At 55.6% G+C, this 26,691-nt stretch carries 22 protein-coding genes; 11 read left to right on the top strand and 11 right to left on the bottom strand.

From position 1 onward, the window contains the following. Positions 1-25: 25 nt before the first annotated feature. Together RE6C_RS05900 and RE6C_RS05895 are read right to left on the bottom strand one after the other, a co-directional pair. The gene (locus RE6C_RS05900) at positions 26-436 is read right to left on the bottom strand and encodes a hypothetical protein (RefSeq protein WP_008654742.1); all 411 of its coding nucleotides are present in this window, start codon (positions 434-436) and stop codon (positions 26-28) included. A gap of 193 nt (positions 437-629) precedes the next feature. Then, entirely contained in the window at positions 630-1,238 is a 609-nt protein-coding gene (locus tag RE6C_RS05895) for a hypothetical protein (RefSeq protein WP_008654741.1), read from the bottom strand. A 1,054-nt stretch (positions 1,239-2,292) separates the two neighbouring features. On the opposite strand from RE6C_RS05895, the gene RE6C_RS05885 reads away from it, so the two are divergent. Together RE6C_RS05885 and RE6C_RS05880 are read left to right on the top strand one after the other, a co-directional pair. Beyond that, positions 2,293-3,627 carry a DUF1552 domain-containing protein gene (locus RE6C_RS05885; RefSeq protein WP_008654739.1) on the top strand — a complete coding sequence of 445 codons (1,335 nt, stop codon included), beginning with the start codon at positions 2,293-2,295 and terminating at the stop codon, positions 3,625-3,627. Then, positions 3,627-6,140, top strand: a complete 2,514-nt coding sequence (locus RE6C_RS05880; protein ID WP_008654738.1) for a DUF1592 domain-containing protein — start codon at positions 3,627-3,629, stop codon at positions 6,138-6,140. The genes RE6C_RS05885 and RE6C_RS05880 overlap by 1 nt, the downstream gene beginning before the upstream one ends. Here RE6C_RS05880 and RE6C_RS05875 read toward each other — a convergent pair whose 3' ends face one another. Together RE6C_RS05875 and RE6C_RS05870 are read right to left on the bottom strand one after the other, a co-directional pair. Continuing rightward, positions 6,141-6,524, bottom strand: coding sequence for a cold shock domain-containing protein (locus RE6C_RS05875; RefSeq protein ID WP_008654737.1), 384 nt, complete (start codon positions 6,522-6,524; stop codon positions 6,141-6,143). It lies immediately after the preceding gene. Positions 6,525-6,528: 4 nt separating this feature from the next. Next, positions 6,529-7,254, bottom strand: coding sequence for a YqgE/AlgH family protein (locus RE6C_RS05870; RefSeq protein ID WP_008654736.1), 726 nt, complete (start codon positions 7,252-7,254; stop codon positions 6,529-6,531). Positions 7,255-7,404: 150 nt separating this feature from the next. Here RE6C_RS05870 and pdxH point away from each other — a divergent pair, with 150 nt between their 5' ends. Beyond that, positions 7,405-8,076: a pyridoxamine 5'-phosphate oxidase gene (pdxH, locus tag RE6C_RS05865; protein WP_008654735.1), complete on the top strand. Its 672-nt coding sequence runs from the start codon at positions 7,405-7,407 to the stop codon at positions 8,074-8,076. A gap of 58 nt (positions 8,077-8,134) precedes the next feature. Here pdxH and RE6C_RS05860 read toward each other — a convergent pair whose 3' ends face one another. Genes RE6C_RS05860 through RE6C_RS05850 form a run of 3 tightly spaced genes read right to left on the bottom strand, consistent with a single transcriptional unit; the run spans position 8,135 to position 10,543 of the window. After that, positions 8,135-8,368, bottom strand: coding sequence for a hypothetical protein (locus RE6C_RS05860; RefSeq protein ID WP_007333010.1), 234 nt, complete (start codon positions 8,366-8,368; stop codon positions 8,135-8,137). Further along, a complete protein-coding gene (locus RE6C_RS05855) occupies positions 8,365-9,444 on the bottom strand; it encodes a D-2-hydroxyacid dehydrogenase (RefSeq protein WP_008654732.1) in 1,080 nt (359 codons plus the stop codon). Before RE6C_RS05855 ends, RE6C_RS05860 begins: the two co-directional genes overlap by 4 nt. Next, positions 9,428-10,543 (bottom strand): glucose 1-dehydrogenase, encoded by a 1,116-nt coding sequence (locus RE6C_RS05850; protein WP_008654731.1) that lies wholly within the window; start codon positions 10,541-10,543, stop codon positions 9,428-9,430. The genes RE6C_RS05855 and RE6C_RS05850 overlap by 17 nt, the downstream gene beginning before the upstream one ends. A 182-nt stretch (positions 10,544-10,725) precedes the next feature. On the opposite strand from RE6C_RS05850, the gene RE6C_RS05845 reads away from it, so the two are divergent. From RE6C_RS05845 to RE6C_RS05815, 7 genes are all read left to right on the top strand, one after another. Next, a complete protein-coding gene (locus RE6C_RS05845) occupies positions 10,726-11,571 on the top strand; it encodes a helix-turn-helix transcriptional regulator (protein WP_008654730.1) in 846 nt (281 codons plus the stop codon). A 63-nt stretch (positions 11,572-11,634) separates the two neighbouring features. Beyond that, positions 11,635-12,450, top strand: a complete 816-nt coding sequence (sufC, locus tag RE6C_RS05840; protein WP_008654728.1) for a Fe-S cluster assembly ATPase SufC — start codon at positions 11,635-11,637, stop codon at positions 12,448-12,450. Between the two features lie 58 nt (positions 12,451-12,508). Next, positions 12,509-13,915 (top strand): Fe-S cluster assembly protein SufB, encoded by a 1,407-nt coding sequence (gene sufB / locus RE6C_RS05835; protein WP_008654727.1) that lies wholly within the window; start codon positions 12,509-12,511, stop codon positions 13,913-13,915. Positions 13,916-14,195: 280 nt separating this feature from the next. After that, the gene (gene sufD, locus RE6C_RS05830) at positions 14,196-15,506 is read left to right on the top strand and encodes a Fe-S cluster assembly protein SufD (RefSeq protein WP_008654725.1); all 1,311 of its coding nucleotides are present in this window, start codon (positions 14,196-14,198) and stop codon (positions 15,504-15,506) included. Positions 15,507-15,701: 195 nt separating this feature from the next. Continuing rightward, positions 15,702-16,610, top strand: a complete 909-nt coding sequence (locus RE6C_RS05825) for a hypothetical protein (RefSeq protein ID WP_236617973.1) — start codon at positions 15,702-15,704, stop codon at positions 16,608-16,610. Positions 16,611-16,729: 119 nt separating this feature from the next. Continuing rightward, positions 16,730-16,966, top strand: a complete 237-nt coding sequence (locus RE6C_RS05820) for a hypothetical protein (protein WP_008654723.1) — start codon at positions 16,730-16,732, stop codon at positions 16,964-16,966. Positions 16,967-17,162: 196 nt separating this feature from the next. Then, positions 17,163-18,143: a type I phosphomannose isomerase catalytic subunit gene (locus RE6C_RS05815; RefSeq protein ID WP_008654721.1), complete on the top strand. Its 981-nt coding sequence runs from the start codon at positions 17,163-17,165 to the stop codon at positions 18,141-18,143. A gap of 127 nt (positions 18,144-18,270) precedes the next feature. Here the strand turns inward: RE6C_RS05815 and RE6C_RS05810 are convergent, their stop codons facing one another. The 3 genes from RE6C_RS05810 to RE6C_RS05800 all read right to left on the bottom strand — a co-directional run bounded on the left by RE6C_RS05810 (position 18,271) and on the right by RE6C_RS05800 (position 23,153). Continuing rightward, positions 18,271-19,452: a Gfo/Idh/MocA family protein gene (locus tag RE6C_RS05810; RefSeq protein ID WP_008654719.1), complete on the bottom strand. Its 1,182-nt coding sequence runs from the start codon at positions 19,450-19,452 to the stop codon at positions 18,271-18,273. A 234-nt stretch (positions 19,453-19,686) separates the two neighbouring features. Beyond that, a complete protein-coding gene (locus RE6C_RS05805; RefSeq protein WP_008654718.1) occupies positions 19,687-21,594 on the bottom strand; it encodes a MutS family DNA mismatch repair protein in 1,908 nt (635 codons plus the stop codon). A gap of 5 nt (positions 21,595-21,599) precedes the next feature. Further along, entirely contained in the window at positions 21,600-23,153 is a 1,554-nt protein-coding gene (locus RE6C_RS05800) for a hypothetical protein (RefSeq protein WP_052034922.1), read from the bottom strand. A gap of 269 nt (positions 23,154-23,422) precedes the next feature. On the opposite strand from RE6C_RS05800, the gene RE6C_RS05795 reads away from it, so the two are divergent. Continuing rightward, a complete protein-coding gene (locus RE6C_RS05795; protein WP_008654713.1) occupies positions 23,423-24,958 on the top strand; it encodes a polysaccharide lyase family protein 10 in 1,536 nt (511 codons plus the stop codon). Here RE6C_RS05795 and RE6C_RS05790 read toward each other — a convergent pair. Beyond that, the gene (locus RE6C_RS05790) at positions 24,955-26,325 is read right to left on the bottom strand and encodes a Gfo/Idh/MocA family protein (RefSeq protein WP_008654712.1); all 1,371 of its coding nucleotides are present in this window, start codon (positions 26,323-26,325) and stop codon (positions 24,955-24,957) included. The two genes, RE6C_RS05795 and RE6C_RS05790, sit on opposite strands and share 4 nt — an antisense overlap. Positions 26,326-26,691: the final 366 nt, after the last annotated feature.

Raw genomic sequence — 26,691 nt, 5'->3', positions numbered from 1 at the left:
GATTGTTTATCGCTCGTGCCCTCGATCATTCCAGGAGGCACTTACGGTATTCTATCGCCTGTGGACGCAAATATTCTAGAGCGGCCTCCAAGTTGTCAAACATAGGTTTCGCAACGCCACACGTCTGAAATCCGCTGCACTTGTCGGAGACAAGCGTCGCGAATGGCTCGTCACAGCGGAACATGCTCCAAATCGTGTTGCCCCATTCGTAGTTGAGTTCCCGCAGGTCGAAAACAATCGCACACGGTAGCACGCAATCAATAATGTAATCTCGGATGGCAATCATGTATGCGGCGTCACCATTCCCGTTGGATCCGTGTCCAAAGGAACCGGTAAATTGGATGACGGCGGCATCGAGTTCGTCGCCTTCATTGCCGAGTTCATAAATGGTCGCCGCAAACTGAATCTTTGACGGTTTGAATTCCCACGCTTGCATTGTTGGAGAGCACTTGTCTAGGGCCGAAGTCTCATGCGGATCTAGTTTCGAAAGCACTCGACACTCATGCGTTGATCGTGTTCGCGAGAAACCGCTATGTACTATTCGCGATAACGGCACGCGTAACCGGGCACGCGCGAAAGACTCTCAATTCCAAAAATCGCTGGCTCGCGTGATCCGGTTCACGCGATGGTTATACACAATTTGCGATCCTCACCCCATTGCCGGCCCATTTTTCGATATTCCTGCGACAATCTTCATACCATTTAGAGGTGTCATTGGAGAACCGCTTTTGCATGGCAGACCCAAGTTCATTCGCGTGTCTAAGAGCGTCCGAGAACCGCTGAAGGACATCTTCATCTGCCGGCAAGAATGAACCAAATTTCCGGTACTCGGCATCGTATTGAGCATCCCAAGGCGTAAAAATGAGGTCATACTGCGGGTTTTCATCTGGATCATAGTCCTCAATCTTTCCGTCCACAGGAAGCGGTTCGCGTCCTGCAAAGTCTGGGCTTGGAGATCGCAAGGCCACCCATTGCATTTCATGGTTGGGACGCATTTGGACAATAATCAGGCCGGGTTCCCATTCAACGCACCAGTAAAGCGTGCTGCCGTCAAGAACGTAGCTCGACTTGGCAAGTCCTGAGAGTATGCCCGCCGGTCCGGTCATGTATTCCTCGTCAGAAAGCGGCTGAAGGTGCGTAGAAGCTCTGTGCAGATATTCGGCTTCACGCTCCGCGACGGGGCCGGTGTGAATCACCGGTGTATCGGAATTGTCGTAGACATAGTTGAGATATTGCATCAGTCATGAAGCCGCGCATTCTTGATCGGGGAACGACACGGATCACGCGGTCGCCGCGAGCGATCTTCCATTTCAAAAACCACGACTCGGCGACTCGTCGTGCATCCGATTGTTATCCGTCAGTGTTGGTTGTGACGAACGTCGGACCCCAGCGATCGCGTACCAAGCCAAGGAACTCGGAACGATTGCCCGTCCAAATGTAGCAAACTGGAATCGTCGTAACCTCACCAAAGCGATCAACAAATTCTATTGGTTCACACATGTCAGGGTTGTGGAACCACCGTCGTCTTCTGGTCCGAACACTTTGGACACTATCTCGTCGAAGAAGATACTCGGCTTCGTCGAGCGACGATCGGTAAAAGGCAATCTGTTCTGGAGTAACGTGGGTTGCGTAGCGAGTAGGCCAAACAAGTTGGTACAGTTTGGCTAACAGCAAAACGATTGCAAACGCTGACGCGATGGGGATCAGTCCGTAGTTGAAGTTCATGTTCGGATGACTGGCTGCGATGCCCTCTGGACCGAGCATCGTGAGGTAGCCGAGACCGGAAACGAATAGCGAACAAACCGGTAGGAACAACCATGCGTCGTCTGAGTTTGCACGAACAATGACGGTGGCGTCATCTTCAACGTAGTTTGTCTCATTCGCTCTCGCCATACGTTCATTCGGATAACTTGTTTCTCAGTCGTTGGACCGACTGGAATATGGATTTTGGGGGTGTTTTTGCCGGTTTGTCGGTGAGAACAAGTCGAGTGTTTGGGCTCTACGGAGACTTGTTCTCAGCGAAAGGGAACTTGTTCTCAGCGGCGTCTCCCCCCGTTGGGTTGTGTTCAGTTTGTCCGAATCGTTATGGCGATGCAAGCGAATCCGCTAGGGTAAAACCAGCCGCGTTTGTTTGCCTGTCGACAACTCACTGGGAGAGGCTGGCTTCCCGGTTGACGGGGCGGATTCGGTAGTGAGCAGCATTGATACGAGCCACACGTTTTTTCATTGCCTTGCGTCATCGCTGGTAGACTGGGCGATCGGTTTTGAGATGTGTCTCCCTTGGAAAGAGCGATGAGTTCGTTTTCTCGACGAAATGTTTTGCGTGCCGCGGGTGTTTCGGTGGGCTTGCCGGCGTTTGCATCCTTGTCAGTCCATGATGCGTCTGCGGAAGACGACAAACGCAAACCGGAGGGGACCAAAGCGAAACGTCGTATGGTCTGCATCGGCAACATGTTGGGGTTTTATCCGAATGAGTTTTGGCCCAAGCAGTCAGCCGAACCTGATTCAGCGTCTACCACACAAGTCAGTCAAGGTTTGGTCGAACATCATCAGATGCGGTTCGGCGAATCCAGCCAATCGCTCGCTGAGATTGAAGAGCAACTGACCGTCATCTCCGGGCTCGATCATGGACTCAAAGGCGGCCACTTTGCGATTCATGCGTTCTTGTCCGGTGTTCGTCAAGTCGACGCGCACACGATGCCAATGGCCAACATCACGCTTGACCAGTTCGCGGCCCAGTCGGTCTCCGGGCAAACCAGGTTTCCGACGCTGACGATCGGAAGCGAAACTGGAATCCATGGCGGATGTCAGCTTTCTTGGACGCGAAGTGGAACGCGGGTGCCACCGATTCCTGGACCACAGCAGTTGTTTGAAACATTGTTTGTGGGGACCGATCCAAAAAAGAAACAAGCCGCTGCGGAACGCATCGGACTGAAGAACTCGATTTTGGATTTGGTGCATTGGAACGCGAACGACCTCAAGAAACGACTGAACCAACAGGACCGCCACAAGTTGGACGAGTACCTGACTTCGGTTCGTGATGTGGAGGAACGGTTGGCTTTGCGTAGAAATTGGATCGACGTGCCGAAGCCCGAAGCTCCGTTTGATTCTCCGAAGAATCGCAATCTCGTCGAAGACTTGCCGTTGCTGTACGACTTGATTGTGCTGGCGTTGCAGACTGACTCGACACGAATCGCGACGCTCGAAATTGGTGGTGACTTCAATCCAAATGATCTGGGTATCAAAGGTGGCTACCACGCTTTGTCGCATCACGGGCAACGCCAAGAGAACATCAATAAACTGGTCGCGATCGAACGTTACCAAGTCGAACAGTTCACTCGCTTCGTCAATAAACTGGCGAGCACCCATGATGAGTACGGGCCGTTGCTCGATCAGACTTCGGTGTTGTTTGGAAGCGGAATGGGCAACGCGAATTCTCACACCAATTCCAATTTGCCACTGGTCGTCGCCGGCGGTGGTGGCAAAAGCGGGCGATTGCTGGCGTTTGATGAGAGAGCAAGAGACCGTCCGCCTTTGACCAATTTGTTCGTCTCCATGCTGCAAGACTTCGGAGTCGAAACCGATGCTTTCGCGACCAGCACCGGAACGTTGAGAGGTTGGGCGTGATGCTGTCGTCGCATGTGTTTCGGCTATTGGTCGTCTGCGTTTTGTTGCAACCGTGTGTTGCCGGGCTGGCGAAGGAAGCTCAGCTGATCGATCCGGTTGGGTTTCTCGAGAACTATTGCATCGATTGTCATACCGCTGACGATCCGGCGGGTGAGCGAGACTTCGAGTCACTCAATTTGGGCGATTCGCATTGGGACACGCAGCTGGCGTTGCAGGAAGCGATCGATCAGTTGACGCTTCGATCGATGCCGCCAGAAGATGGCGACCAACCGTCCGAGCAAGATCGCTTGGCCGCGATCGACGCGTTGACTCAGCAATTGACTCGAATGCGTCAGGAATCAAGCAGCACCAACGGTCGCACCGTGTTGCGACGACTCTCCCGTCGCGAATATCGAGAAACGGTTTCTGATCTGTTGAAGATAGACATGACCATGTTTGATCCGACGCACGAGTTTCCGGCGGACAATTTGTCGGAACACTTTGACAATGTTGGTGACACGTTGGTCATGTCCGGGCATTTGTTGGAACGCTACCTCGATGCGGCCGAACAGTGTGTCGCCAAAGCCGTCGGTCCAAGCGAGCGACCCAGCAATCAGGAATGGAGATTCCATCGCAAGTTCCCGCAACAAGCGGAATTACGGACGGCCCACGCTCGCGCGTTTCTCAATCGATATCTGTGTCTGTACGATCATCCATTCAACGACAAAACCGAGGGCGGATACGGTCACATCGAAGCGTTTGCTGGAGGCGTTCCGGTCGATGGTGTTTATGAGGTCTGGGTGCATGCCAAAGCGATGCATCGAGATACAAAGTACAGCGAACGAGCGGTCAAAATCGACTTGGAAGAACCGTTCCGGTTGGGAATCCGACCCGGTGATTCGCGGATCGGTGACATGCCGCACCGGCAACCAATCCAACCCTTGCTGGCTGAGTCAGTCGTTTCGGATGATGAGTTCGAGTGGATTCGATTTGAGGTCCCGCTGGATCAAGGGTTCGTTCCGCGATTCACGTTTGAAAACGGAATGCATGATGTCCGTGGATCGTTCGCCCGTATCTACCGAATGCATTTCAATTTGCTTCCTCAAGAAATTCGCGATACACGGGGAATCTTTGAACAACGCATCGCCATCATCAGTGAGGGGACACTTCCCCACTTGCGAATTGATGAAGTGAAGGTTCGCGGGCCGCTTGATGTGAAATGGCCTACCAAGAGTCAGCAGGCTTTATTCGGCGGCAGCGTGACCGGCGAAGAACATTGGACCGATTCGGAAGTGCGGGATCGGATCGAACGATTTGCATCGAAAGCCTACCGGCGTCCGGTTACTGAAACCGAGGTTGAAGGCTTGGTTGCGTTTTTCGATTCACGAAAAGCATTTGGACGCTCGTCGCATCAGGCCTATGGCGACACCGCCAAAGCGATTCTTTGCAGCCCTTCGTTCTTGTATTTCCAAACATCAACGACGGAAGACGGACAGCTTTCAGACCATGCATTGGCAGAGCGTTTGTCGTACTTCCTGACGTCGAGCATGCCCGATGACACACTGCGTCAATTGGCTGATAAGGGAAAGCTCAATGATCCCGAAACTCTGCGGCAACAAACCCGACGACTGCTCGCCTCAGAGAAGTCCGATGAGTTTGTGGCCGACTTTCTCGACAACTGGTTGGATCTTCGTTCGCTCGGATCGATGCCGCCGGATCCAAGGGAGTTTGCCGCTTTCTATTCCGGCGATTTGCAAGTCGATATGAAAACGGAAACTCGAATGTTCTTTCGAGACCTGATCGATCGAGATGCTTCGCTGAACGAATTATTGACCGCTTCGCATTCCTTCCTCAATCGCGATTTGGCCAAGCTTTACGGAGTCGATGAACACTTCCCGCCGGACAAAGCCTCTGAATTTCGACGCTTCGATTTCGCACAGTCGCCTGTTCAAAGGAAGCTTGGCCGCGGTGGTTTGTTGGGCCAGGCCAGCATTTTGACGGTCTCTGCCAATGGCATCGAAACGTCGCCCGTGACTCGCGGGGTTTGGTTGCTGGAAAATGTTCTCGGCACTCCCACGCCGCCGCCACCAGATGACGTGCCGGCGATCGAGCCTGATACGCGAGGTGCGAAAACGATCCGCGATCAGTTGTTGAAACATCGTGAGGATGCGACTTGCTTTCAGTGTCACCGAAAGATCGATCCGCTTGGTTTCGCGATGGAAGGCTTCGACGCGATTGGTCAGTCGCGGAAGGTCTACAACATCAAATCAAAGCGACCGATCTTTACGTCCGGCGAACTTCCCGGTGGTGCCAAATTTGATGGTCCCGAGGGATTGAAGCAGCAACTGGTCGAGCGGAAGGATTTCATCGCTCGGACCGTCACTGAACGGTTGCTAACGCATGCACTTGGTCGACGAATGGAACCGACCGACCGTCCAGCGGTTGATGCGATCCTGATGCCGCTGAAGGCCGAGGACTACCCGACCGCTCGGCTGATTGAATCCATCGTGACCAGCGAACTCTTTCGTCGCTGATCAGGACTGGTTGTCGCGCCAACTTGGGCGTCGACGTCGGGCTTTGGGATGGTGGTAAACCAGATCAAAGGTCGCGTCGCGGGCCGATAGCTTTTTGCCATCGGGACGGTCGGTGGGACGGAACACTTTTGCACGCAGACGTTTCTTTTCATCGAATTGGTCATCGTCCAATTCGAATTCGACATAGGAATCGATGTCGAAGGTTTCGCCGTTGTAGGCTTCCCACGCTTTGAAGTGGAAGAAGACGTCTTCGCGGAAATCGTCCGAGTCGATGAAGCCGTATTCGCCTTCGGGCTTGATGACTTTGATGCGGCCCAAGCGTCGTTTCTGGATGCGAAACGGCTTTTCTGTATCGTCGGAATGGTCTGTTCGAGGTCGGTTCATACGGTCAGTTTAACTCGGCCGATCCAGGAACGTCAGTCGTATCCAGCCAACGAGCGACTGAATTTGCCGTCGCACGACGGATCATACGGGGCCACATCATCGCGTCATCTGACTTTAACAGATCGGAAGTGGCTGGAATTCGGTGCCAAATCCCCTCTTCAATCTCATTTTCAAGCTGTTCGGCGGTCCAACCCAAATGGCCGATGATCAACCGGTAGGGAAGGTCGCTGGACTTCATCAACGCTTCCAAATTTTCGCGTTGAGCGGCGACAAAGATGCCTTCGCCGGTTTCGGCTTCCGCCAATTCGCGGTTCGAATGAACGGCCACAATTGGTCCCGACAGTGGTCCACCAAAGTGCAGTGAGGAACCGTTTGCAAGCTTTCCTGAGAGAAGTTGCTGGGCCAATTGGTCCTTCTGATCGCCTGAAATCACGACCGATGGAACGCCCGAAACTGGGGAATCTGTCGAATCGGATGATTGATCGATGGTGCCATCGGCTTCGGATGTCTCGTCCAAATCTTCCGCGTTCCAGCGAGGGATTTTCGGCGTTTCTTGCGGATTCCCTTGGATGGTGATCGCACCCGCCATGGCTTGCATGGGGCGGTTGAGCATCAATCCAATGGCGTGTTCGGAGTCTTCGTGGACCATCAGGCAAACCGCTTGGTTCAGCACCGTGCCATCGACCAATGTCGAGCTGACCAGCAAATTACCCGCTTGAACGTTTTGCATGTGATTTCCAAATGGACGGAGACGAGGGTGGTTGCCAAAAAGACAGTCACCCGTGAAGACTGCTGAGTAGATAGGCAAGCGGCGCGCCAAACGCGATTTCGCGGCCTCCCGAGTTCTCTAAAAGCCCCTGATTTCCGGTCTCAAACAGCTATGAGCGATTTTATCCCACCCGCCATGGGTCAAATGCGAAAGAACTACTCCTTGGGAGGACTCCATGAAAACGACGCGAAATCTGACCCTTTGGTTCAGTTCCAATCCTGGTTCGAAGAAGCCTTGGAGGACGTTCCCAACTGGTTTGAACCCAATGCGATGACGTTGTCGACGAGCGGTCCCAGCGGCGATATCACCAGCCGAATCGTTCTTTTGAAGGGAGTCGAAGAGAAAAAGTTCCTCTTCTATACGAACTACGATTCGACCAAAGGATCGCAGATGCGAGCCAACCCGCGGGTTTCGCTGTGCTTGTTTTGGCCGCATTGCCAACGCCAAGTCCGCATCCAGGGAACGGTGGACAAGGTCTCGCGTGAAATGTCGGAAACGTACTTTCATTCGCGACCTCGTGACAGCCAACTGGGAGCTCACGTCAGTCAGCAGTCTTCGGTCATCGACTCCCGCGAAGCGATGGAGTCATCGCTGGAACAATTGAAAGCTCGCTATCCCGAAGGCACCCAGATCCCATTGCCTGAGAACTGGGGCGGCTATGCGGTGACGCCGATGAGCTTTGAGTTTTGGCAAGGACGACCGAGCCGGTTGCATGATCGTTTGGTTTACAAACGTGACAACGCCGACTCAAGCGAATGGGTGATGCAGCGACTCTCGCCGTGACACAATCGAATTCTGGCGAACCCGGCTACTGGGAAGTCGAATGGCTGCTCCCGTCTGATCATTGCTGGCTCGATTGAGCCTGCTGGATTTGCAAGGTCGACTTCGCATCGGTTGAGTCATCGTTCGGGTCCGGTTTTCGAACCGTGATCGACAGATTGATGGACCGATAGGTGCGATTGAATTCTTCAACAAACGATTCCTGATGCGTCGGCGGCATCAGCAAGGGACCCTCCGCGTGGTCGCCTTGGAACAGGATCGCATCGCCAGGAAGAGTCTCTCGCCAACTGCTCATGATCTTGATTGAACCCAGGCTGCGTGCGAATCGTTCGGGTGAGGGAATCCGAGTGTCTTGTCGACTCGGTTGATGATCGTTTCACCGTGGAAGTAACGTCGAAGATTGACGCACGCCAAATCGTTTGAGTCATCGACTCGGCGAGCGGATTGTGCGCCGACGTGCGGTGTGATCAACACATTGGGATCGTCCCACAGCGGGCTGTCTTCGGGCAACGGTTCGGTGTACGTCACATCGACGCCGGCGCCCGCCAAGTGACCGCTTTGCAAAGCATCGACCAAGGCTTCTTCGTCGAGCACCTGTCCGCGAGCGACGTTGATCAAGTAGCCGCCCGGTTTCATCGCGGCGATCTGTTCGGGGCCGATCCACTTGCGAGTCGATGAGTTCAACGGCAGCGTCAGGATCACAATGTCGCTGGCCGCGAACAGATCGTTGACGCGATCGGCTGGCCAAAGCGATTCGACTTCAGGCGGGCAGTCTTCCGGATAAAAATCCGTCGCGATGAGACGAACATCCCATGGTGCCAGCTTGGCCGCGATGGCTCGCCCGTTGCCGCCCAGACCGACAATGCCGACGGTCTTTCCGCGGAGATCGTCGGTGGGAAGACGAACGAATTCACGTCTGGGACGGGCTCGTTCAAACAGCCCAATGCGTCGCAAAACGCCGAACAATAACGCGAATGTTTGCTCGGCGACTTGAGGTGCAAACAGTCCCGAGGCACTGCTGACCATGATGTCCGGATTCGCGATCACGCCGGGAACGAGGCAGTGATCCAGCCCAGCGGCGCTGGATTGGATCCAACCCAAACGTCCGGCCGCCAAGACGCGATCCCAGTCGACGGGAACCTTCGCGTGCCCGATGAAAATGTCTGCCGTGGGAAGCAATTCGTCGATGCGTTCCTGACCCGCATCCACGACTTCGACGTTGTGGTTGAGTTGGCAGTTCGGGTCCGCTTTCAATTCCGCGAGCGTTGTTTCGAGTTGTTCGATGTGTCGCGGCAGGGCGGGGTAGCACAAGACGACTCGGCGAACCGAGTCGATCTCACTGAGCGGCAATCGTTCACGCGGTTGCGACATTGACGAACACCTTCAAGGCATCTTTGTCTTCGACCAACAAACGCATCATCTCTTTGTAGTTGTCGAGGCCATCAACCGGGTTGGTCAGGATTTTTTCCAGCACACCGGGGAACATCATGTCACCGAGTGCGAGGTCACGGATTCCCATCTCGAAGTGGCCGCGGTTGGCGTTGACGCTGCCGAGCAAGAGCTTGTTGCCGAGCACCCATTCCAAGTTGATCTTGTCCGAAGGAACTTCGGTCTTGCGTTCGCCACCGGTGATGCCGGTCCAAACCACGACGCCGTTGTGACCGATGTGTTCCATCGCTTCGAATGCCAGCGGGCTGAAGCCGGTTGCATCGACAATCAAATCAGGGCGACCGGTCTTGGCGACCAATTCCGTCATCGAAGTTTGCGAGGTGCTGACGTAGGTCGATTCCATTCCTTCAACGATTTCAGCTTTCAGGTTGGGAGCTTCACCGCGTGCGAGCGTGAAGACCTCGAGTCCGCGAAGCTTCAACACCAACGTGGTCAACAAACCGATTTGTCCGGCACCCAAGACGTAAGCAACCTTAGGATTCCAAACCTTCATCCGGCGTTGAGCTTGGTAGGCTTGGTGAACCGCTTTGGCCGCGCAGCTCATTGGTTCTTGCAACACGTGCAGGTGTTGCAAACCTTGTGGCACGCGAACGATGTATTCTTCTTCGTCGACGAAGTACTCGGTCAAGAAACCGTGACGCAGGTTGATGCCGCGTTCGTAGTAGGTTTCTTCGCTGGTCATGTCGTTGGTGCCGATCAAGTCATAGATCGAGCTACCAGGACGGCGGACGGTGGCGGTCACGTAGTCGCCGGGTTTGACTCGTTTGACGTTCTCTCCGACGGCTTCGACGATGCCAAAGCATTCGTGGCCGATGACCAAATAATCGTCTCCGTCAGGAGCGTTGCCATACAATGCGTCGTTGATTTCGCGGTCGGTCGCGTCGACGCCAACCTTCAAGACTTTGACCAGCACACCCAGGCCGTCGGCGACTTGGTCAACCGACGGACGAGCGATCTCTTGCATGTGAACACTGTTGGGAGTTCCCGGCTTGACCGCGACGGCTTTCATCAAAAAATCCACTCATCTGGGGGTGTCGAAGAAAAATTGGAGGCCGCTTTCGGCCCCACCAATCGGTTCGGAAGACAGAATTGCCCACAAACCGCCCAGATCCTAGCGAGACGGCGAATTTCCCGTGAGGGGGTTCTCTATGTATTTTTGACAAGAACGGTTGTCAAAAATCAAAGGATTGGAATACTGGAGGTATGGCAACATCTCCTTCCACTTCTGAATCGACCACCAACACGTCGACCGAAGGCCCCATTTCGGTGGTTACTTCGCGATCGCAACCGGCGGTGATTGCAGCAGCGGTTCGGAGCGTGGATCGCGAGTTGTTGCTTTGTCTTCGCAGTGGAAAGCCGAAGTCGATTGGTGATTTGACGGAACAATTGGGCGTGACCGCGACGGCGGTTCGGCAGCGTGTCGAACGGTTGCTCGAGGTTGGGTTGATCGCTCGAGAGAAAGTCGTCGCTGGTCGTGGTCGGCCGACTTACCACTACGTTTTGACGCCCGCGGGGTATCGCCGCGCGGGTGCGGACGCGACCGAATTGGCTGAGGCCATGTGGGCGGAGATCGTCGCGATGGCTGACGGTGATGTTCGCGAACAATTGATTACCGCGATCGCGTCTCGACTGGGGCGTCAATTTGCCGCGGCGTTGCGAGGCGATGCTGATGGCGTTGCGGTTCACGACGAAAAGAAGCCGCCGTGTTCGTGTCAGCAGATTGGTGCGGACCAAGATTCGTTCCAAGAACGGATGCAGCGATTGACGGCAATGCTGCAAACGAAGGAGATTTCGGCCTCGCTGATCGAGCCGGCTTCTCAACAAGACGGTGTCCTGCCGGTTTTGGACATCGAGGCATGTCCTTATCCAAGTTTGACCGCCGCGGCGGGCGACCGGTCGATGTGCCGACTCGAAGAACAAATGTTGTCTGAAGCCTTGGGCGAAGACGTCCATCTGAGCAGCTGCCGGATGGACGGCGACTCGTGTTGCCAGTTTTCAACCAAATCCGACAACGAACCCAATTCACCCTCCAATTCCGAATCGGGCTGAGAGAACCAGACTCACCGATTTCGCTATACGACCAACTGTTATCTCTTGAAGGCTTGTCTTGCCATGAATCACATCCTGAAAATCGAAAATCTGCACGTTTCCGTCGGCGACAAACCGATTCTGCGTGGGGTCAACCTGACGATCAAACACGGCGAAACACACGCCCTGATGGGACCCAACGGAAGCGGCAAAAGCACGCTCGGTTTGGCGATCATGGGTCACCCCGGCTATACGGTCACCGAAGGCAGCATCACGTTGGACGGCGAAGACGTCCTTGCGATGGCACCCGATGAACGTGCTCGCACCGGAATCTTCATGGCGTTCCAACGTCCGATGGCAATTCCCGGCGTGAAGATGGCCGACTTCCTTCGTCACGCAACGACCAACGTTCGCAACCCGGATCGCAAAGAAGGCGAAGAGCTGATTCCGATGCGGGAATTCCGCAAGGAACTGAAAGAGAAGATGGCTCACCTGCGTATGGATGTTGAGTTCGCACGCCGCTACGTCAACGACGGTTTCTCCGGCGGTGAAATGAAGCGAGCTGAGATCCTTCAACTCGCCATGCTGCAACCTAAATTCGCGGTTCTCGATGAGACCGACTCTGGGTTGGACGCCGACGCTGTGCGTTTGGCCAGCGAATCGATCGCTGACATCGGCCGCGAAAAAATGGGTCTGTTGATCATCACGCACCACGACAAATTGTTGGTGCACAACCCGCCCGAGTTCACACACGTGATGCTCGGTGGCCGTTTGGTTGAAACCGGCGGCAAAGAATTGGCCGTGGAATTGCACGAGCATGGTTATGACCGAATCCGCAAGTCGTACCCCGAGGCCGAAGCTGCTAACCAAGAAATGTTGGCTGAAGAAACCGCCGTCTGATCGACAGCGACGATTCCTACCGAAACAGACTCCACACCACGCCTACTGAGCTTTACCTATGGCGACCGACGTCACTGAAAACGACCAAATCGGCGAAATCAATAAGTACAACTTCCGCACCGAAACCACCGGTGTCTTCAAAGCCCAAAAGGGCCTGACTGCGGAGGTCGTCAATCAAATTTCAGACATCAAGAACGAGCCAGACTGGATGCGGGAATTCCGCTTGAAGTCACTGGCCGAGTTTGAATCGCGACCGATGCCCAAATGGGGTGGCGCGCTGGATTTGGATTTCCAAGACATCTACTACTACCTCAAACCAACCGGCCAGTCCGAGAAGTCTTGGGACGATGTTCCTCAAGAAATCAAAGACACGTTCGACAAGCTGGGCATTCCCGAAGCCGAGAAGAAATTCTTGGCCGGCGTGAAGGCTCAATTCGAAAGCGAAGTGGTCTACGGATCGCTGCAGGAAGACCTCGCCAAGCAAGGCGTGTTGTTCACCGACACCGACACCGCGGTTCGCGAACACCCTGAATTGCTACGTGAGTACTTCGGCAAAGTCATCCCGCCGACTGACAATAAATTCGCGGCTCTCAACAGCGCGGTTTGGTCCGGCGGTTCGTTCATCTATGTGCCACCCGGCGTGCAGATCGAATTCCCATTGCAGGCGTACTTCCGTATCAACGCGGAGAGCATGGGCCAGTTCGAACGAACGTTGATTATCGTCGACGAAGGTGCCAGCATTCACTACGTCGAGGGCTGCACCGCTCCGATGTACACAACCGAATCGCTGCACAGTGCGGTCGTGGAAGTGATCGTCAAGAAGGACGCTCGTTGTCGTTACACGACGATCCAAAACTGGGCCAACAACATCTACAACCTGGTGACAAAGCGTGCCTACGCCTATCAGGATGCGACGATGGAGTGGGTCGACGGGAACCTCGGCAGCAAGCTGACGATGAAGTACCCCGCCGTTCACATGATGGAACCCGGTGCTCGTGGCGAGATCCTTTCGATCGCGTTCTCGTCCGCTGGTCAACACCAAGATGCTGGTGCGAAGCTGGTGCACGCGGCTCCGAACACAACGGGCCAAATCATCAGCAAGTCGATCAGCAAAAACGGCGGTCGCAGCAGCTACCGTGGTTTGGTTCGCGTTGAACCGGGGGCTCACAACAGCAAGAACAATGTTGTCTGTGATGCGTTGATCCTGGACCCCGAAAGCCGCAGCGACACGTACCCCTACATCGAGATCGCGGAACAAGACGTCCAGATCGGTCACGAAGCCAGCGTTTCGCGAATCGGCGAAGAGCAAATGTTCTATCTGCTCAGCCGTGGTCTGACCGAATCAGAAGCCAGCACGATGATCGTCAACGGTTTCATCGAACCGCTCGTCAAAGAGTTGCCGATGGAATACGCCGTCGAAATGAACCGATTGATCCAACTGCAAATGGAAGGCAGCGTCGGCTAATTCATCCCCGACCTGCAAACACTCGCCGCTCGCGACTCTACTTGGTCGCACTTGAAAACGGCGCATTGATAGCGGAAAGGCGCGAGCCCTCCGGTGACGCACCGGGCGACTTGCGCCGCTCCGCCAAGACGATCTGTTGCCCACCACAACATGTAGCTCGGCGGTCCCCGCCGAGTTCGCAAAGAACGAGGTTGATTGACACCAGAGTCTTTCTCAACGGCTTTTCCGAGCGACCTTCCATTCACTAAACACCGCAAAACACCCTTTTCATTTTTTCTCCATGACCACCACCTCAACCCTCACGTTCGATGCCGCTGGCTTCGAAGCCTTTCTCGCATCGCGGAAAGATGAACCACAATGGTTGACCGACCTGCGACGGGAATCCTTCTCGCATGCCGATGCGATGGACTGGCCCGCTCGTCGTAGCGAAGAATGGATTCGCACGGACATTCGAACCTTCCAAATCAAAAAGTTCGCTCCGCCCGTCGAAGCGACCGCAGGCGATGTCCCCGCCGTTCACCAACTTCGTGATGGGGTGGAACCCGGCGGAGTTTTGGAAACTTACGACAGCCAAGTGATTTCCGAATCGCTGGACGAAGAACTCGCCGCCAAAGGTGTGATCTTCGGCAGCTTGGAACGTCTGTGCCGCGAACAACCGGACAAGGTTCGCCCGTTCCTCTACACGGTCGTGGATCCTGACTACGACAAGTTCGCCGCACTGCATGCTGCGTTCTGGTCCGGTGGTCAATTTCTGTACGTGCCCCGTGGCGTCGTGATCGAAAAACCGATCTACCTCGGTTCGACGCTGAGCGACGGCGGAACCGACACGGCTCACACATTGATCGTGTTGGAAGACGGAGCGGAAGCGACCGTTCTTCACGAGTGCAACAGTGCCAATCCAGAAGCGGCCGGTTTGCACATGGGTGCGGTCGAGCTGATCCAAAAACCCGGTTCGCATCTGCGGTACGTCAACGTCCAAGAATGGGGGCACAAGACGTATCACTTCGCGCACCAACAAGCCACGATCGATCGCGATTCGCAGCTTCAGTGGACCATCGCCGCGATGGGGTCGGGCCTGTCCAAGGTCAACCAATCGGTCGACATGGTGGGCGAGGGTGCCAATTGCCAAGTCAACGGTGTGATGTTCACGGAAGGCCGTCAGCATCTGGCTTATCACACCCAGCAGTACCACCGGGCGCCGAACTGCCACAGCGACTTCTTGTACAAGTCCGCTCAACAGGACAAGAGCCGCACCGTGTGGCGTGGGATGATCAAGGTCGACAAAGTCGCTCAAAAGACCGACGGTTACCAACGCAACGACAACTTGGTGCTGTCCAATCATTCGCGAGCCGACTCGATTCCTGGACTGGAAATCGAAGCCGATGACGTGCGTTGCACCCACGGCAGCACAACGGCGAAGGTCGACGAAGAGCAAATCTTCTACGCCCGTTGCCGAGGCTTCACTCAGAAGGAAGCCACTCGCATGATCGTCAGTGGATTCTTCCAGCAGATCTTTGACCGGATCACGATCGAAAGCGTCCGCGACGCACTGGCCGCCGCGATCGCACGCCAAGTCCGCGAATACGAGTGATCTCGAGTTCCGTTTATCTTAGCGGAGTGGCGCGAGCCGCCCGGTGAGAATCCGGAGGGCCCTCATCCGCATTCCTGTAGCACGGTGGTCCCCACCGTGACTTCTGCCAGAGCGTGATTCCAAGCGGAAACGGTCAAGCAGCAGGTGAATGAACCCTGGCTTATAATGGTCAGGATCACTCACCCCGAGGACCAAATGACGCCAACCCAACGTATTACTCGATTGCAGTGGGTGTGCTGGGTTGTAATCGCGATTGGTACAGTCGTTCAATCATACAATCATAGTAGCGGGCCCGATTTGGTCTCGCTGCTGCTGATGTCCGCGGGCCTGGCTTGGTTTGTGACTTGGTCGGCGATTCAATGCGTGCTTTGCCCCGGGCAGATTTGGCGGAATGTCCTGCGGACTTTTGCTACGGCGTTTGGGTGCGCAATGGTGTTGATCATTGTGCACAATTTGTTCGAGTGGCTTGTTGACGGGACCTCACCGTTGGACGCTTGGGAGAACGATTATGCGGTCGTCTCAGGCACTTTGTTCGCGGTCTCCCTTTCCCTGATCGCCACTATGTTCTGGGTCGGCATCGCAAAATACTTTCGGGTGCGGCTTCGCGATCGTGTTTCCAACGAGCCGATTAGCCCGGCAAGAGTTTCCGTCGCGGATCTCATGCTCTTGACCGCAGCGGTGGCAATTTACATCGCGGTCGCACGCTTGCAGCAGCAGGTGATATTCGTACGAATCGTCGGACTCTTTGGGACGGGGTTTGTCTTCCTGATCATTTTGATGGGTGGGCTCGGCTCCGCGTTTCTTGGCTGGTTCGTGGTGCTGATCCCAACGTGGATGTCGATGGCTCGCCACTGGAGTCTTCTCCGCCGTCGCATCGCTTGGACGGCGTTTTATCTCGCATGGGCGGTGTTGGCAGCGATTGCTTGGATTGGGAACTGGACGGAATCTGATTTCTGGATCACGTTTTCGGTAACGGCGGGTTGGATTGCGTGCAATCTGTTTTTGGTGCGATGGTTGGTCGTCAAACATCCAACTTTCATTGGGCTCGAGTGGTATCGCTTGCCGAAGGCTCGGTCCGAAAAGGTGACTGATCCGCTCCGGTGACATCGTTCAGAACCTCGTGAAACCGGCCGGCTTTTTTTGCGAGCATTCGGGTACAATTGAGTGACGGTTTTTCGGTCACCAGTTCATCTGGTCAAAATCAGTTTTCAATAGCGAAGAGTATGAGTTCTTCCTCACCTTTCGATCCGTTGCGATCCCGCGTGGCTCAGGCGGTCAACACGTCGCGAGAGCAACGCGTGCTAGTGGGATTGGAACATTCGGAACTGGCGATCCGCGTGGTGGAAGACGGCATTCGAGAGCGTGATCCACTTGCCGATGAAGCGACGGTCAAGCGTTTGTTGTTCGAGCGGATCGAGTTGATGCGTCGCATGCAGAATAGGACCTTGTCGGAGCAGTGAATCTTCAACAATCGGTTTCGAGAATCATCGCCGCTCTCAATGAGGCTGGACTGGATTACATGCTATTGGGATCGTTCTCCAGCATGTACTAACGCATGGGCGTTGGCGATCGAGTCAGTGAAATGAACGAAGGCGTAGAAAATAGAATTAGGCTCTTGCTTACGACACACTTTGCCGGAAACAAACGGACATTTTCATGACTTCGACACCACTGCGTTTTTGCCCGCTGCTCAAACAGACGATTTGGGGCGGACGCCGATTGGGCGAAATGCTTCACAAGCCGATCGGTGACGCGGACGACTACGCCGAGAGCTGGGAGATCGTCGATCACGGCGAAGACCAAAGTGTCGTCACCAGTGGCGAACTGGCGGGGCAATCGTTGGGCGAACTGTTTGCCAACCGTCGCCAGTGGTTGATGGGCAATGACTGGGTGGCGGCCAACCCAGATGCAAAGACGTTTCCGTTGCTTCTGAAGTTTCTGGATTGCAACCGTGTGTTGTCGGTGCAAGTTCACCCGGACGATGCCTACGGTGCAACGATGCAACCGCCGGATCTGGGCAAGACCGAGGCTTGGGTGATCCTGCACAGTGAACCTGACAGCGTGATCTATTCAGGATTGAAGGAAGGCGTCGATCGCGAATCCTTGCGAGAGATGATGTTGGCCGGCGAAACCGATCGTGCGCTGCACTCCTATCATCCCGAAGTGGGAGACTGTGTCTTCATTCCCGCGGGAACCGTGCACGCATTGGGCGGTGGGTTGGTCGTCGCTGAGATTCAACAATCCAGCAACACGACGTTTCGGTTGTTTGATTGGAATCGCGTGGATGCATCGGGCAAATCCCGACCGCTGCATATTGAATCGTCACTCGAAGTGTCGGACTACGAACGAGGCCCGGTGGATCCGATTCGAAAACCGATTCACAGCGGCACGGAAACGTTGGTCGAGTGCGACAAGTTCGTTCTGCGACGGGTGCACGACACCGATCAAACGATTGGCGGTGATGACCGTTGTCACTTGTTGACGGTGATTTCCGGCGAAGCGACTCTGTCGAACCAAGATGGCCCAATGAAACTGGCGACCGGCGAGAGCGTGTTGTTGCCCGCGGCGTGTGACTCAGTGGAATTGAATGCCTGTGAATCCACCGTGCTGTGGATGTCACCCCCGACCAGCATTTGATTCGAAAACTGTACCGAAAGAGCATTCTTCTTCTAGCGGAGCGGCGCAAGCCGCCCGGTGCCTCGATACCGGAGGGCTCGCGCCCTTCCGCTACAAAGGGAACCGGGAGGTCGTCTACAACAGCTCTCTAAAAACGTGAAAGTGGGTTGTCGCGGTGCTTCAATGGAAACGGCACCACGGCTCCGTTTTGACGGTGTGATTCGAGAACGGCACAAACCATCTCGACGGTCGTACGTCCTTGGCTGGCATCGCAAAGCGGTTGGCGATCTTCGCGAATCGCGGTGACCAAATCGCGAGCGGGGAAGCCATGGTGTTCGACCATTTGTCGCAGATCCTTTCGCGGTTCGGGTTTGCCGATTCCAGCGGCGGTGATGGGGATCCAGGCAACTGGTTCGGTGGGCGTTCGAAAGGGGTTGCCGGGCAACAGGTACGCCAGCGGACTCTTGTCAATGTGAATCGCGATCGTGCCTTTGCTTCCAATCAGTCGCAACCCGAACCCTGCGTTCTCGGTGCCGTCATTGGCGATGGAATCAAACGTCGCGACGATGCCGCTCTTCATTTGATAGCGAGCATGCACGGCGTTGCCTGCCATCAGCCCTAAACCCTCGCGACCTTCTCTGATGTCAGATGGTTCGACCAAGCGACCGTCTTGCATCAAAGATGCCGAGCAGGACACGGGGTCACCGGCCAAATAATGCGTCAGGTTCAGAACGTGGGTTCCCAAGACCCAGAGGTCTTCGACTCCACCGCGAGGATCACTTTTGCCTCGACCACGAATTTCGAGAAGACGCCCGATTTCACCGCCCTCGATCAGCTCGCGTACAAACGGCAGTGTGGGATGGTATCGGTTCCGATGAGCGATCGCGATTTTCGCGTTGTGTTGTTTGCAGGCCGTGATGAGTGAGTCTGCTTCCGCGGGTGTTGGAACAAATGGTTTCTCGATGTAGATGCCGCGGGCACCGGACTGGATCGCAGCCATTGCCATGTCGTGATGTTGGTCCACGTGTCGCGGGCACACCGCTACGATGTCGGGACGAATTTCATCAAGCATCACGCGGTAGTCGTCATAGCCGCGATCCACCTTGAGCCGCTGTTGGGCTCGTTTCAGTCCTTCCGGGTTGGCATCCGCGATGGCCACCAGTTTGGTGTCGGGCAAGCGTTGCCAGATGCTATCGAGTCCATGACCAAAGTCGCCTCGTCCGGTGTGCCCGATCGCGACCGCTTTGAGTGAGTCTGAGTTCGCTTGGGCGAGAGCGGGTGTTGCGAGGCTGGCCGCTGCGGTGGCGGCGAGAAAGTGTCGTCGTTGCATGATCGATCACTCAGAAGGTGGGGAGTTTTGAGGGAGCCTGGTGGGGGCTCGATCATAACTCGAAATCGAGCTCGCTGTTTGATGGGAGTGCAATGCGCGCCGCTTCCCATGCCCGGCCCTCACCCTCGCGTACGCCTGAACGGCGTCGCTCGACCTAGTATATCGCTCTCCCCAAACTTCGTTTCAGGAGAGGTTCATGTTGCAGCAATCCAACTGAAACTCAGCCCGACAATCTTACTTCTCGCCCAAGCCGACGATCTCGAGCAGTCGCAGGGCGTTGGTGGTGGGTGACACGCCGTCTCGCATTTTGTAGTCGAACGTCATTCGTTCATCGCCGCTGGCGTCGGGCGTGATCGTTTCGCGGAAGTGAACGGTGTGCGCGAGTTTCATCAGTTCAGGATCATCGGCGAGTTCCAAGTCGTGCGTCGTGATGGCACCGATCGCACCGGCGTCGACCAAGAATCGCAGCACGCGGGCAACGGCGATCTGGCGTTCGCGACTGTTGGTTCCTTGAAGGATTTCGTCGAGTAAGAAGAACTGGATTCGGTTGGTAGAGCCGGCGGCGCGTTGTTCGGCCAACTGCCGAGCATGCGTGACAACCGCCGACAAGCGATTCAATTCCGCCATGTAGTATGAGACGCCTTGGCTGAGGTCATCACTGACTCGGATGCTGGTTCCCATTTCGACGGGCGGCAAACTCATGTGCCGGCAACACACCGGTCCGCCGGCCATAGCGAGAGCGACGTTCAGCCCAGCACTTCGCAACATCGTGCTTTTGCCGGACATGTTGCTGCCGGTGACGAGCAACAATGTTCCGGTCGGCCCGATCGTGACGTCGTTGGTGACTCGTGCGTCGTCTTTCAGCAACGGGTGCCCCAACCCTTTGAATGTGATGGTGGATTCATCTTCGAGCCACTCGGGCGACGACCACTCCGGTGAATCATGTTGCAGGGCGGCGATCGACATCAAAGCTTCGAGTTCGCCGAGAGCATCAAACCACTCGGGGATCTGGCTGGAGTAACGCGACTTCCAACCTTCCAGTCGACGCAGCACGCGAACGTCCCACAACCAGAACGCTTGCAGCGGCAGATACAGCAGGAACGTGGACGCGGTTTGTTTCAGCCCACCCATGCGAGCGACCTGGGCCAGTTCGCGCATGCCTGTGGAAGCCGATTGGGAACCCTCGTCGTCTCCGAGCAGAGTCCGGCGGATGTGAGCGGTCGGCCCAGCGGGATCGGCAGGCGATTCCGGCAACCAACTCGCCGCATCGAACAGTTCGGCGTAATCGTTGACGCTGCGTCGCGACGCCATCGCAATTTGAAAGATGGCTGCGACCGGGCCGAGCAAGAACGAACCGATGGCTAGGTTCAGCACCGCGACTCCAATCAACCCGTACATCGCCATTCGTCCCGAATCTTCTTGACCGGTAATCGAGCCAATGATCATGCCGAGAACGAGAAGGATTGCCACCACGGCGGTGAAGTTGCCCCATGGAATCAGCCATCGATGAGGTGGCAACCAGTTGGGTTCTTTGGACCACTGGACGAATGATTCCGGGTCACCGGTGCTGCCACCGATGTCACGGGCGAGGACATAAAACCGCAATCGGTTCTCAGGCTGATCGGCGAGATGTTTGACCGATGCGTGTCGATCTTTCGGGAGCGGCGGATCAACAGGGCTGCACAACCAATTCGCCAAAGTTCGAACGCCGGGCGTGGTGGCGGCCATGGAAGTCAGCTGGAACAGCGACGCATCACCGACCAGATCGAGGTCACCCGCCAATGCTTGTTGTTCAGGCGTGAGTTGGATCTCAGCCGATCGAATACCCACACTGTCGCGAGCGAGCGATTTCCAATCTCGTTGCAATCTGGCCTGCAATCGATGCAAGGTCCGCGAATGGTTGCGAAGCAACTGCATTCGTTCGCGAACGGTTTCGTTACGAACGACGGTCACCAAAAATGCGATCAAAGACCCCGCGGCCACGCAGATCCAAATCGTGTGTTGGGTCGCGAGTGAAAAACCAATTCCCAAAACCAAGCCGACGAAGAACACCATTCGCCAGACGGCAAACCGAGAGTCGGAAGATTCGAGATCCTTCAAATCGTGATCGATGGTCTCGATCTGGGAAGCGTAGTCGGACATCCGTTTCAGGCTGCATCCAATGCGGTGGAGGACCGACGGGTTGGACGCGAACGCCCATCGATGACTTTCGTCGCCACTCGGTCTTGAAGGTTGGGTCGAAAAATGGTCAGCAGCAACAACGGCAGGAACCAGGACATGTAGAGTCCACCGCCGTAGCCGTGCCAGAATTGTGCCGCGACCATCAAAGCGGCTGAGCAACTGATCAGAATGCCCAAGTTCTTTTGTCCGGGCCAAACCGCGAAGAAGAAGCTCAGGATCACGTAGCCGACGATCACTGGCAAACGCCAGATCGGATTCCAACCCAGTTCCCAAATCCCGGTCAGTTCATTGGGACCTTTGTTGGGATTGAGCACCCCGAACATCCGCTGAACATGTGTCAGGAACGGTTCACCTCCGGCGAAGGCGAGCAACGCCATCAACACTGTCAGCGAGACCAGCACGGCGCCCGCGAAACGTCCGACGCCCCGTTGCCAGTAGAAACTGCACCACAGCGGCAACAGAAACAGCGGGTAGTACAACAACCCGGCCGCAGCACCGATGAATAGTCCGGCGATCAGTGGTTTGCGATACATCAGCACCGCCCACAGGATCAGCGCAGCGGGAACCACGTGGTCAACGCGTCCGGTCATTTGAGCTGTGTAAGGCATGAGCAGATACAGCGTCGCACAACCGGCACCGGCGCGGAGGTTTCCGAAGTGTCGGTTGCCGATCAACAAAATGCCAATCAACACGGCGGACTGAGCCAAGATGGCGATGATTTTCGCGATCATCGTTCGGCGTTGTTCCGCGGCGGTCAATTCAGCCATCGTCGGTGGTTCGGCACCGGCGATCGCTTCGCTGATCGGTCGCGTTGGAATGGCTGGCAACATGTTGATCAGCGCGTAACCGGGGCCCAGCTTGGGACCTTGTTCTTGTTGAATCTCAGGCGTGCTGGCAACGACATTGGCCATCATGAAGATGAACAGTGAGATTCCCAAAAAGTTCAATCCGCCGGTCGTGAGATTGGGATCCAGCAGCGGTCGCCGAACCATCAACGGATCGAGCAACATTCGCACAAGCACCAGGAACTGGATGCCAAACAAGGTAATGAACCCGGTTCGTTGCAACCCGGCCGCTCGGCGGTAGGGTTCGGACTCTTGAAGCCGAGTCAATTCTTCCGCGGTCAGTTCACGCGGTGCCGGAGGTGATTCGGGTTCGGCGGGTGCTTCCGTCGCCATTGGCGGCTCATCGGGAATTGCTGCGGATTCGGAGGTCGCTTCATCGGTGGGAGACAACTCGGCTGGCGCAGCCTCCTCGGGGGCCACTTCCGCTTCGACGGGATTGGTATTCGCGGCGGCACTGATTTCCGCGGACGCTAATCGAGCCAGACGCGTTTGCCGACGGTATCCCTCGTTGACCATCAACAACCCGGGTGCCAGCAAGATCAACAGCACGATGTCGAGGTTGCGGATGCTCCAAAAACGACGGAAGACGAAGAACAGGCCAATCGTCAAAAACGACGACATGTAAACCCACGTCGTCGGGTCGGGGCGTCGGTAATAGAGGAGGAATTCGCTCATGGTCGTAGGATAAACGCCTGAACCTACGGGGGATATAGCGGGCGAAACAGATCGATACCCTGAAACGAAGGCATTTGGTCAATCGCGACCGCCCCGGCTCGATGCCGATCGAACCACTCAATGCGAATCCCGGTGAGGTAGAATGGCTGTTTCCCACCATCATTTGCCTCGGTCCCTGCCATGGGCCTCGGTCCCGCCGTGGCCTCGGTGCCTACCCAAGGGCGCCAGTGCCTCCGCAGGGATCTCTGTACCTACCCAAGGATTCGCCAATGCGTTGTTTCAGCAGACGAAGTTGTCTTTCAATCGCGGCGGCGATGGGTTGGCTGATTCTCCTACCGATCGGGATGCGGAAGATCGACGCCCAGGATTCGCCCTCGCAGACGGAGGTTCGGCAATCTCTCGCAAAGGCGACCAAGTACATGTCCACGACCATCGCCGATCATGGCGGCTATGCTTGGGTCAGCAGCGTTGATGGTGAACTCAGCAACGGTGAAGGTGCGTGCAACAACGACCGAGTCTGGGTTCAACCGCCCGGCACGCCATCGGTCGGGGACGCGTTTCTGAGAGCGTATTTGCTGACGGGCGATTCGGTGCATTTCCAGGCGGCAAACGATGTTGCGAAGTCGTTGATCCAAGGGCAACTCGCTTCGGGTGGATGGTATTACTCCATCGAATTTGATCCGGAACTGCGCGCCAAGATTCCCTATCGAGTCGGAGTGGGTGCCAGAGTTGGCAAAATGGCCCACACGCCCGAACCCGGAGGCTGGGAGATTTGGCGGCAGCGGAAGTTCAAAACCAACATCACGGTTTTGGACGACAACACGACGTCCGCGGCACTGTCTTTCCTGCTGAATCTTCAAGCGGCGATGAAAGCGTCCAACCAGCCCAATTCACCAACGCTGGATCAAACCATCGAAGTTGCATTGCAGTCGACTCGTTTGGCTCAGTTCCCGATTGGTGCTTGGTGTCACAACTACGATCGCATGCCTGTTCAACAGCCAAGCGTCTCGCATTATCCAATCATCGACGCCAGCTACCCGGAGGATTGGTCTCGCACTTGGACGAAGAAATACGCGGGTTGCTATCTGTTAAATGACAGCATCACCCAAGACATGATCGGCATGATGTTGTTGGCCTGGAAAACGACCGGCGACGATCGCTATCGAGATAGCGCGATTCGTGGTGGCGAGTTTTTACTGCGTGCTCAAATGCCTGAACCACAGCCGGCGTGGGCCCAGCAATACGATCGACACATGCACCCGGTTTGGGATCGAAAGTTCGAACCGCCCGCCATCGCAGGTTACGAATCGCAAACCGCGATCGAAACGTTGATGGATTTGTATGAAGCAACTCAGGACGCAAGGTTTCTGAAGCCGATTGAACCCGCGATCGCGTATTTGAAATCTTGCTTGCGACCCGACGGTGGGTTGCCGCGGTATACAGAACTAAAGACCAACAAGCCGTTGTATTTCAATTCGAAGTACGAGATGACCCATGATGATTCGGAGATGCCCGATCACTATCAGTTCGTCGGTGAATCCCGATTGGATTCAATCGAGCTTCGCTACCGCCGTCTACGTGATGGCAAAACAGAAAAAGCCGCCAAGATTTCCGCGAATCGAATCGCAGAAATTTTGGCGGCTCAGCACGTTGATGGTGGTTGGCGAGAACCAGGGTTTGTTCGTGATCCCGAGGGCCGCAAAGTGACGCCAAAGGAAGGTGTCATTCAATCCGCGACGTTTGTGAAAAACATGCGGCTGCTTTGCGACTACTTAGAATCCAAAACCGGTTCGTCTTCGCCTTAGCCCATTTCGATTTCGTAGCCTTCGCGGTACGGACGAGCCAACATCGAGTTGGCTTGGTCGTCACCCACGATTTGCTCGCTGTCGTTGTCCCACTTCAAATCGCGGCCCAATCGAGCCGAGATGCCGGCCAAGTGACAGACGTTGAGCATTTCCATGTGCGTGTGCACGTCGGAGATGGGCTCGAGTCCTTCGCGATGGCAGTGCAAAAAATTAAACCAGTGCGCGGGACGTCCGTTGTCTTCCATTGGCAAACCCTTGTAGACCTTCGAAATCGCGTCTTCGGGAAGTGGGTTGTCCGCCAAGTCTTCGACTGGTTTGCCCGAGAGGTTGCCGCGACTGACAAAGATGCGACCTTTGTCGCCTTCGATCAGCACGCCGTTGCGGGTGTCGTTGCGAATGATCATTTCAGTGCCGCCAGGATAAGCGACGTTGAATTGAAACGCGGTCGCTGTGTTGTAGCGATCGATCTGGACCGGTTTGCCATCTTTGTATTCGACGGGGTGTTGAGCTGAGCCACCGATCGAAACAGGGCCTTCGGTTTGACCGTTCAGCTTCAATGCCCAGTTACAGATGTCGACGTGGTGAGCACCCCAGTCGGTCAGCTTGCCGCCGGAGTATTCGTACCACCAACGGAATTCGTAGTGACCGTTGGACTTCTTGCCATTTTCCGAACGGCGATAGTCCACCTTCGGTGCTGGGCCAAGCCACAGGTCCCAATCCAACGCCTCGGGTGGAGACGCGACTGGCAGGGCGTCGCTGGTGGGAGCTCCACCGATGGCCGCTTGCACGCGATGAATCTTGCCGAGACGTCCTTCGTTCACGATCGCCATTGCTTTGACGAACTTGTCGAACGTGCTGCGCTGTTGCGTTCCGACTTGAACGATTCGCCCGGTCTCTTTTTGAACCTTGCGAATCAATTTGCCTTCGTCGATCGTCAATGTCAGCGGCTTTTCGCAGTAGACATCTTTGCCGGCATACAGTGCTTCGATCAAAGGCTTGGTGTGCCAGTGATCCGGTGTTGCGATGTGGACGACTTTGATGTCGTCGCGTTCCAACACCTTTCGATAATCCGAATGCATGGCGGCTTTACCACCACTGAATTGGTCGTTGGCTTGTTGAGCGCGACTGGAATCGGCATCCGCGATAGCGACCAAGTTCAGCCACTGTTTGGCGGAGTTAAGGTTTCCGCGTCCCATGCCGCCCGCACCGATCAAACCGATGTTGATCTTGTCGTCGGCGATTTCATCGGCCAGCGAACGAGGCGACCAAGCGAAGTAAGGCGTCATGGCCGCGGCACCCGCGGCCGCTTTCAAAACCGTTCGACGGTTTGTGGTAGCGGTTTCACGTTTGGAAGGATTCTGGTTCAAGGTGGGACCTCAATGGGAGGGAAAGGGCAGGGAAGAAATGCGGGGCCAATCCCGCGAGCGAACGATGAGACACGCCAGACGCGTCCTCAAATGCCGCTTCTTTGAGCAAACAATTGGTGCAGTATACTCGAACGTGTCGATCAAAATCGAGCCAACTGGATTCCGTGGCAATCGATGAAATACCGCGGAAACGGGCCGTTTTGTCGGGTCGAAATGCGGTGAACAACCGATTTCGCGTCCGTGGCGAGAACCTGGATTGCTTCGCCATTAAGATGAGACCGTGTCGGCCGATCCACCGAAATGAGCTGGTTTGCGAGTGGGACTCGGACAATGCGACTGGACTTTTAACAACGAATTTGGTCGCCT

It is taken from the genome of Rhodopirellula europaea 6C (assembly GCF_000338295.1).
Taxonomy (GTDB): domain Bacteria; phylum Planctomycetota; class Planctomycetia; order Pirellulales; family Pirellulaceae; genus Rhodopirellula; species Rhodopirellula europaea.
Note: the sequence above shows the minus strand (reverse complement) of the source record. Positions and strands in the feature narration are given on the sequence as shown.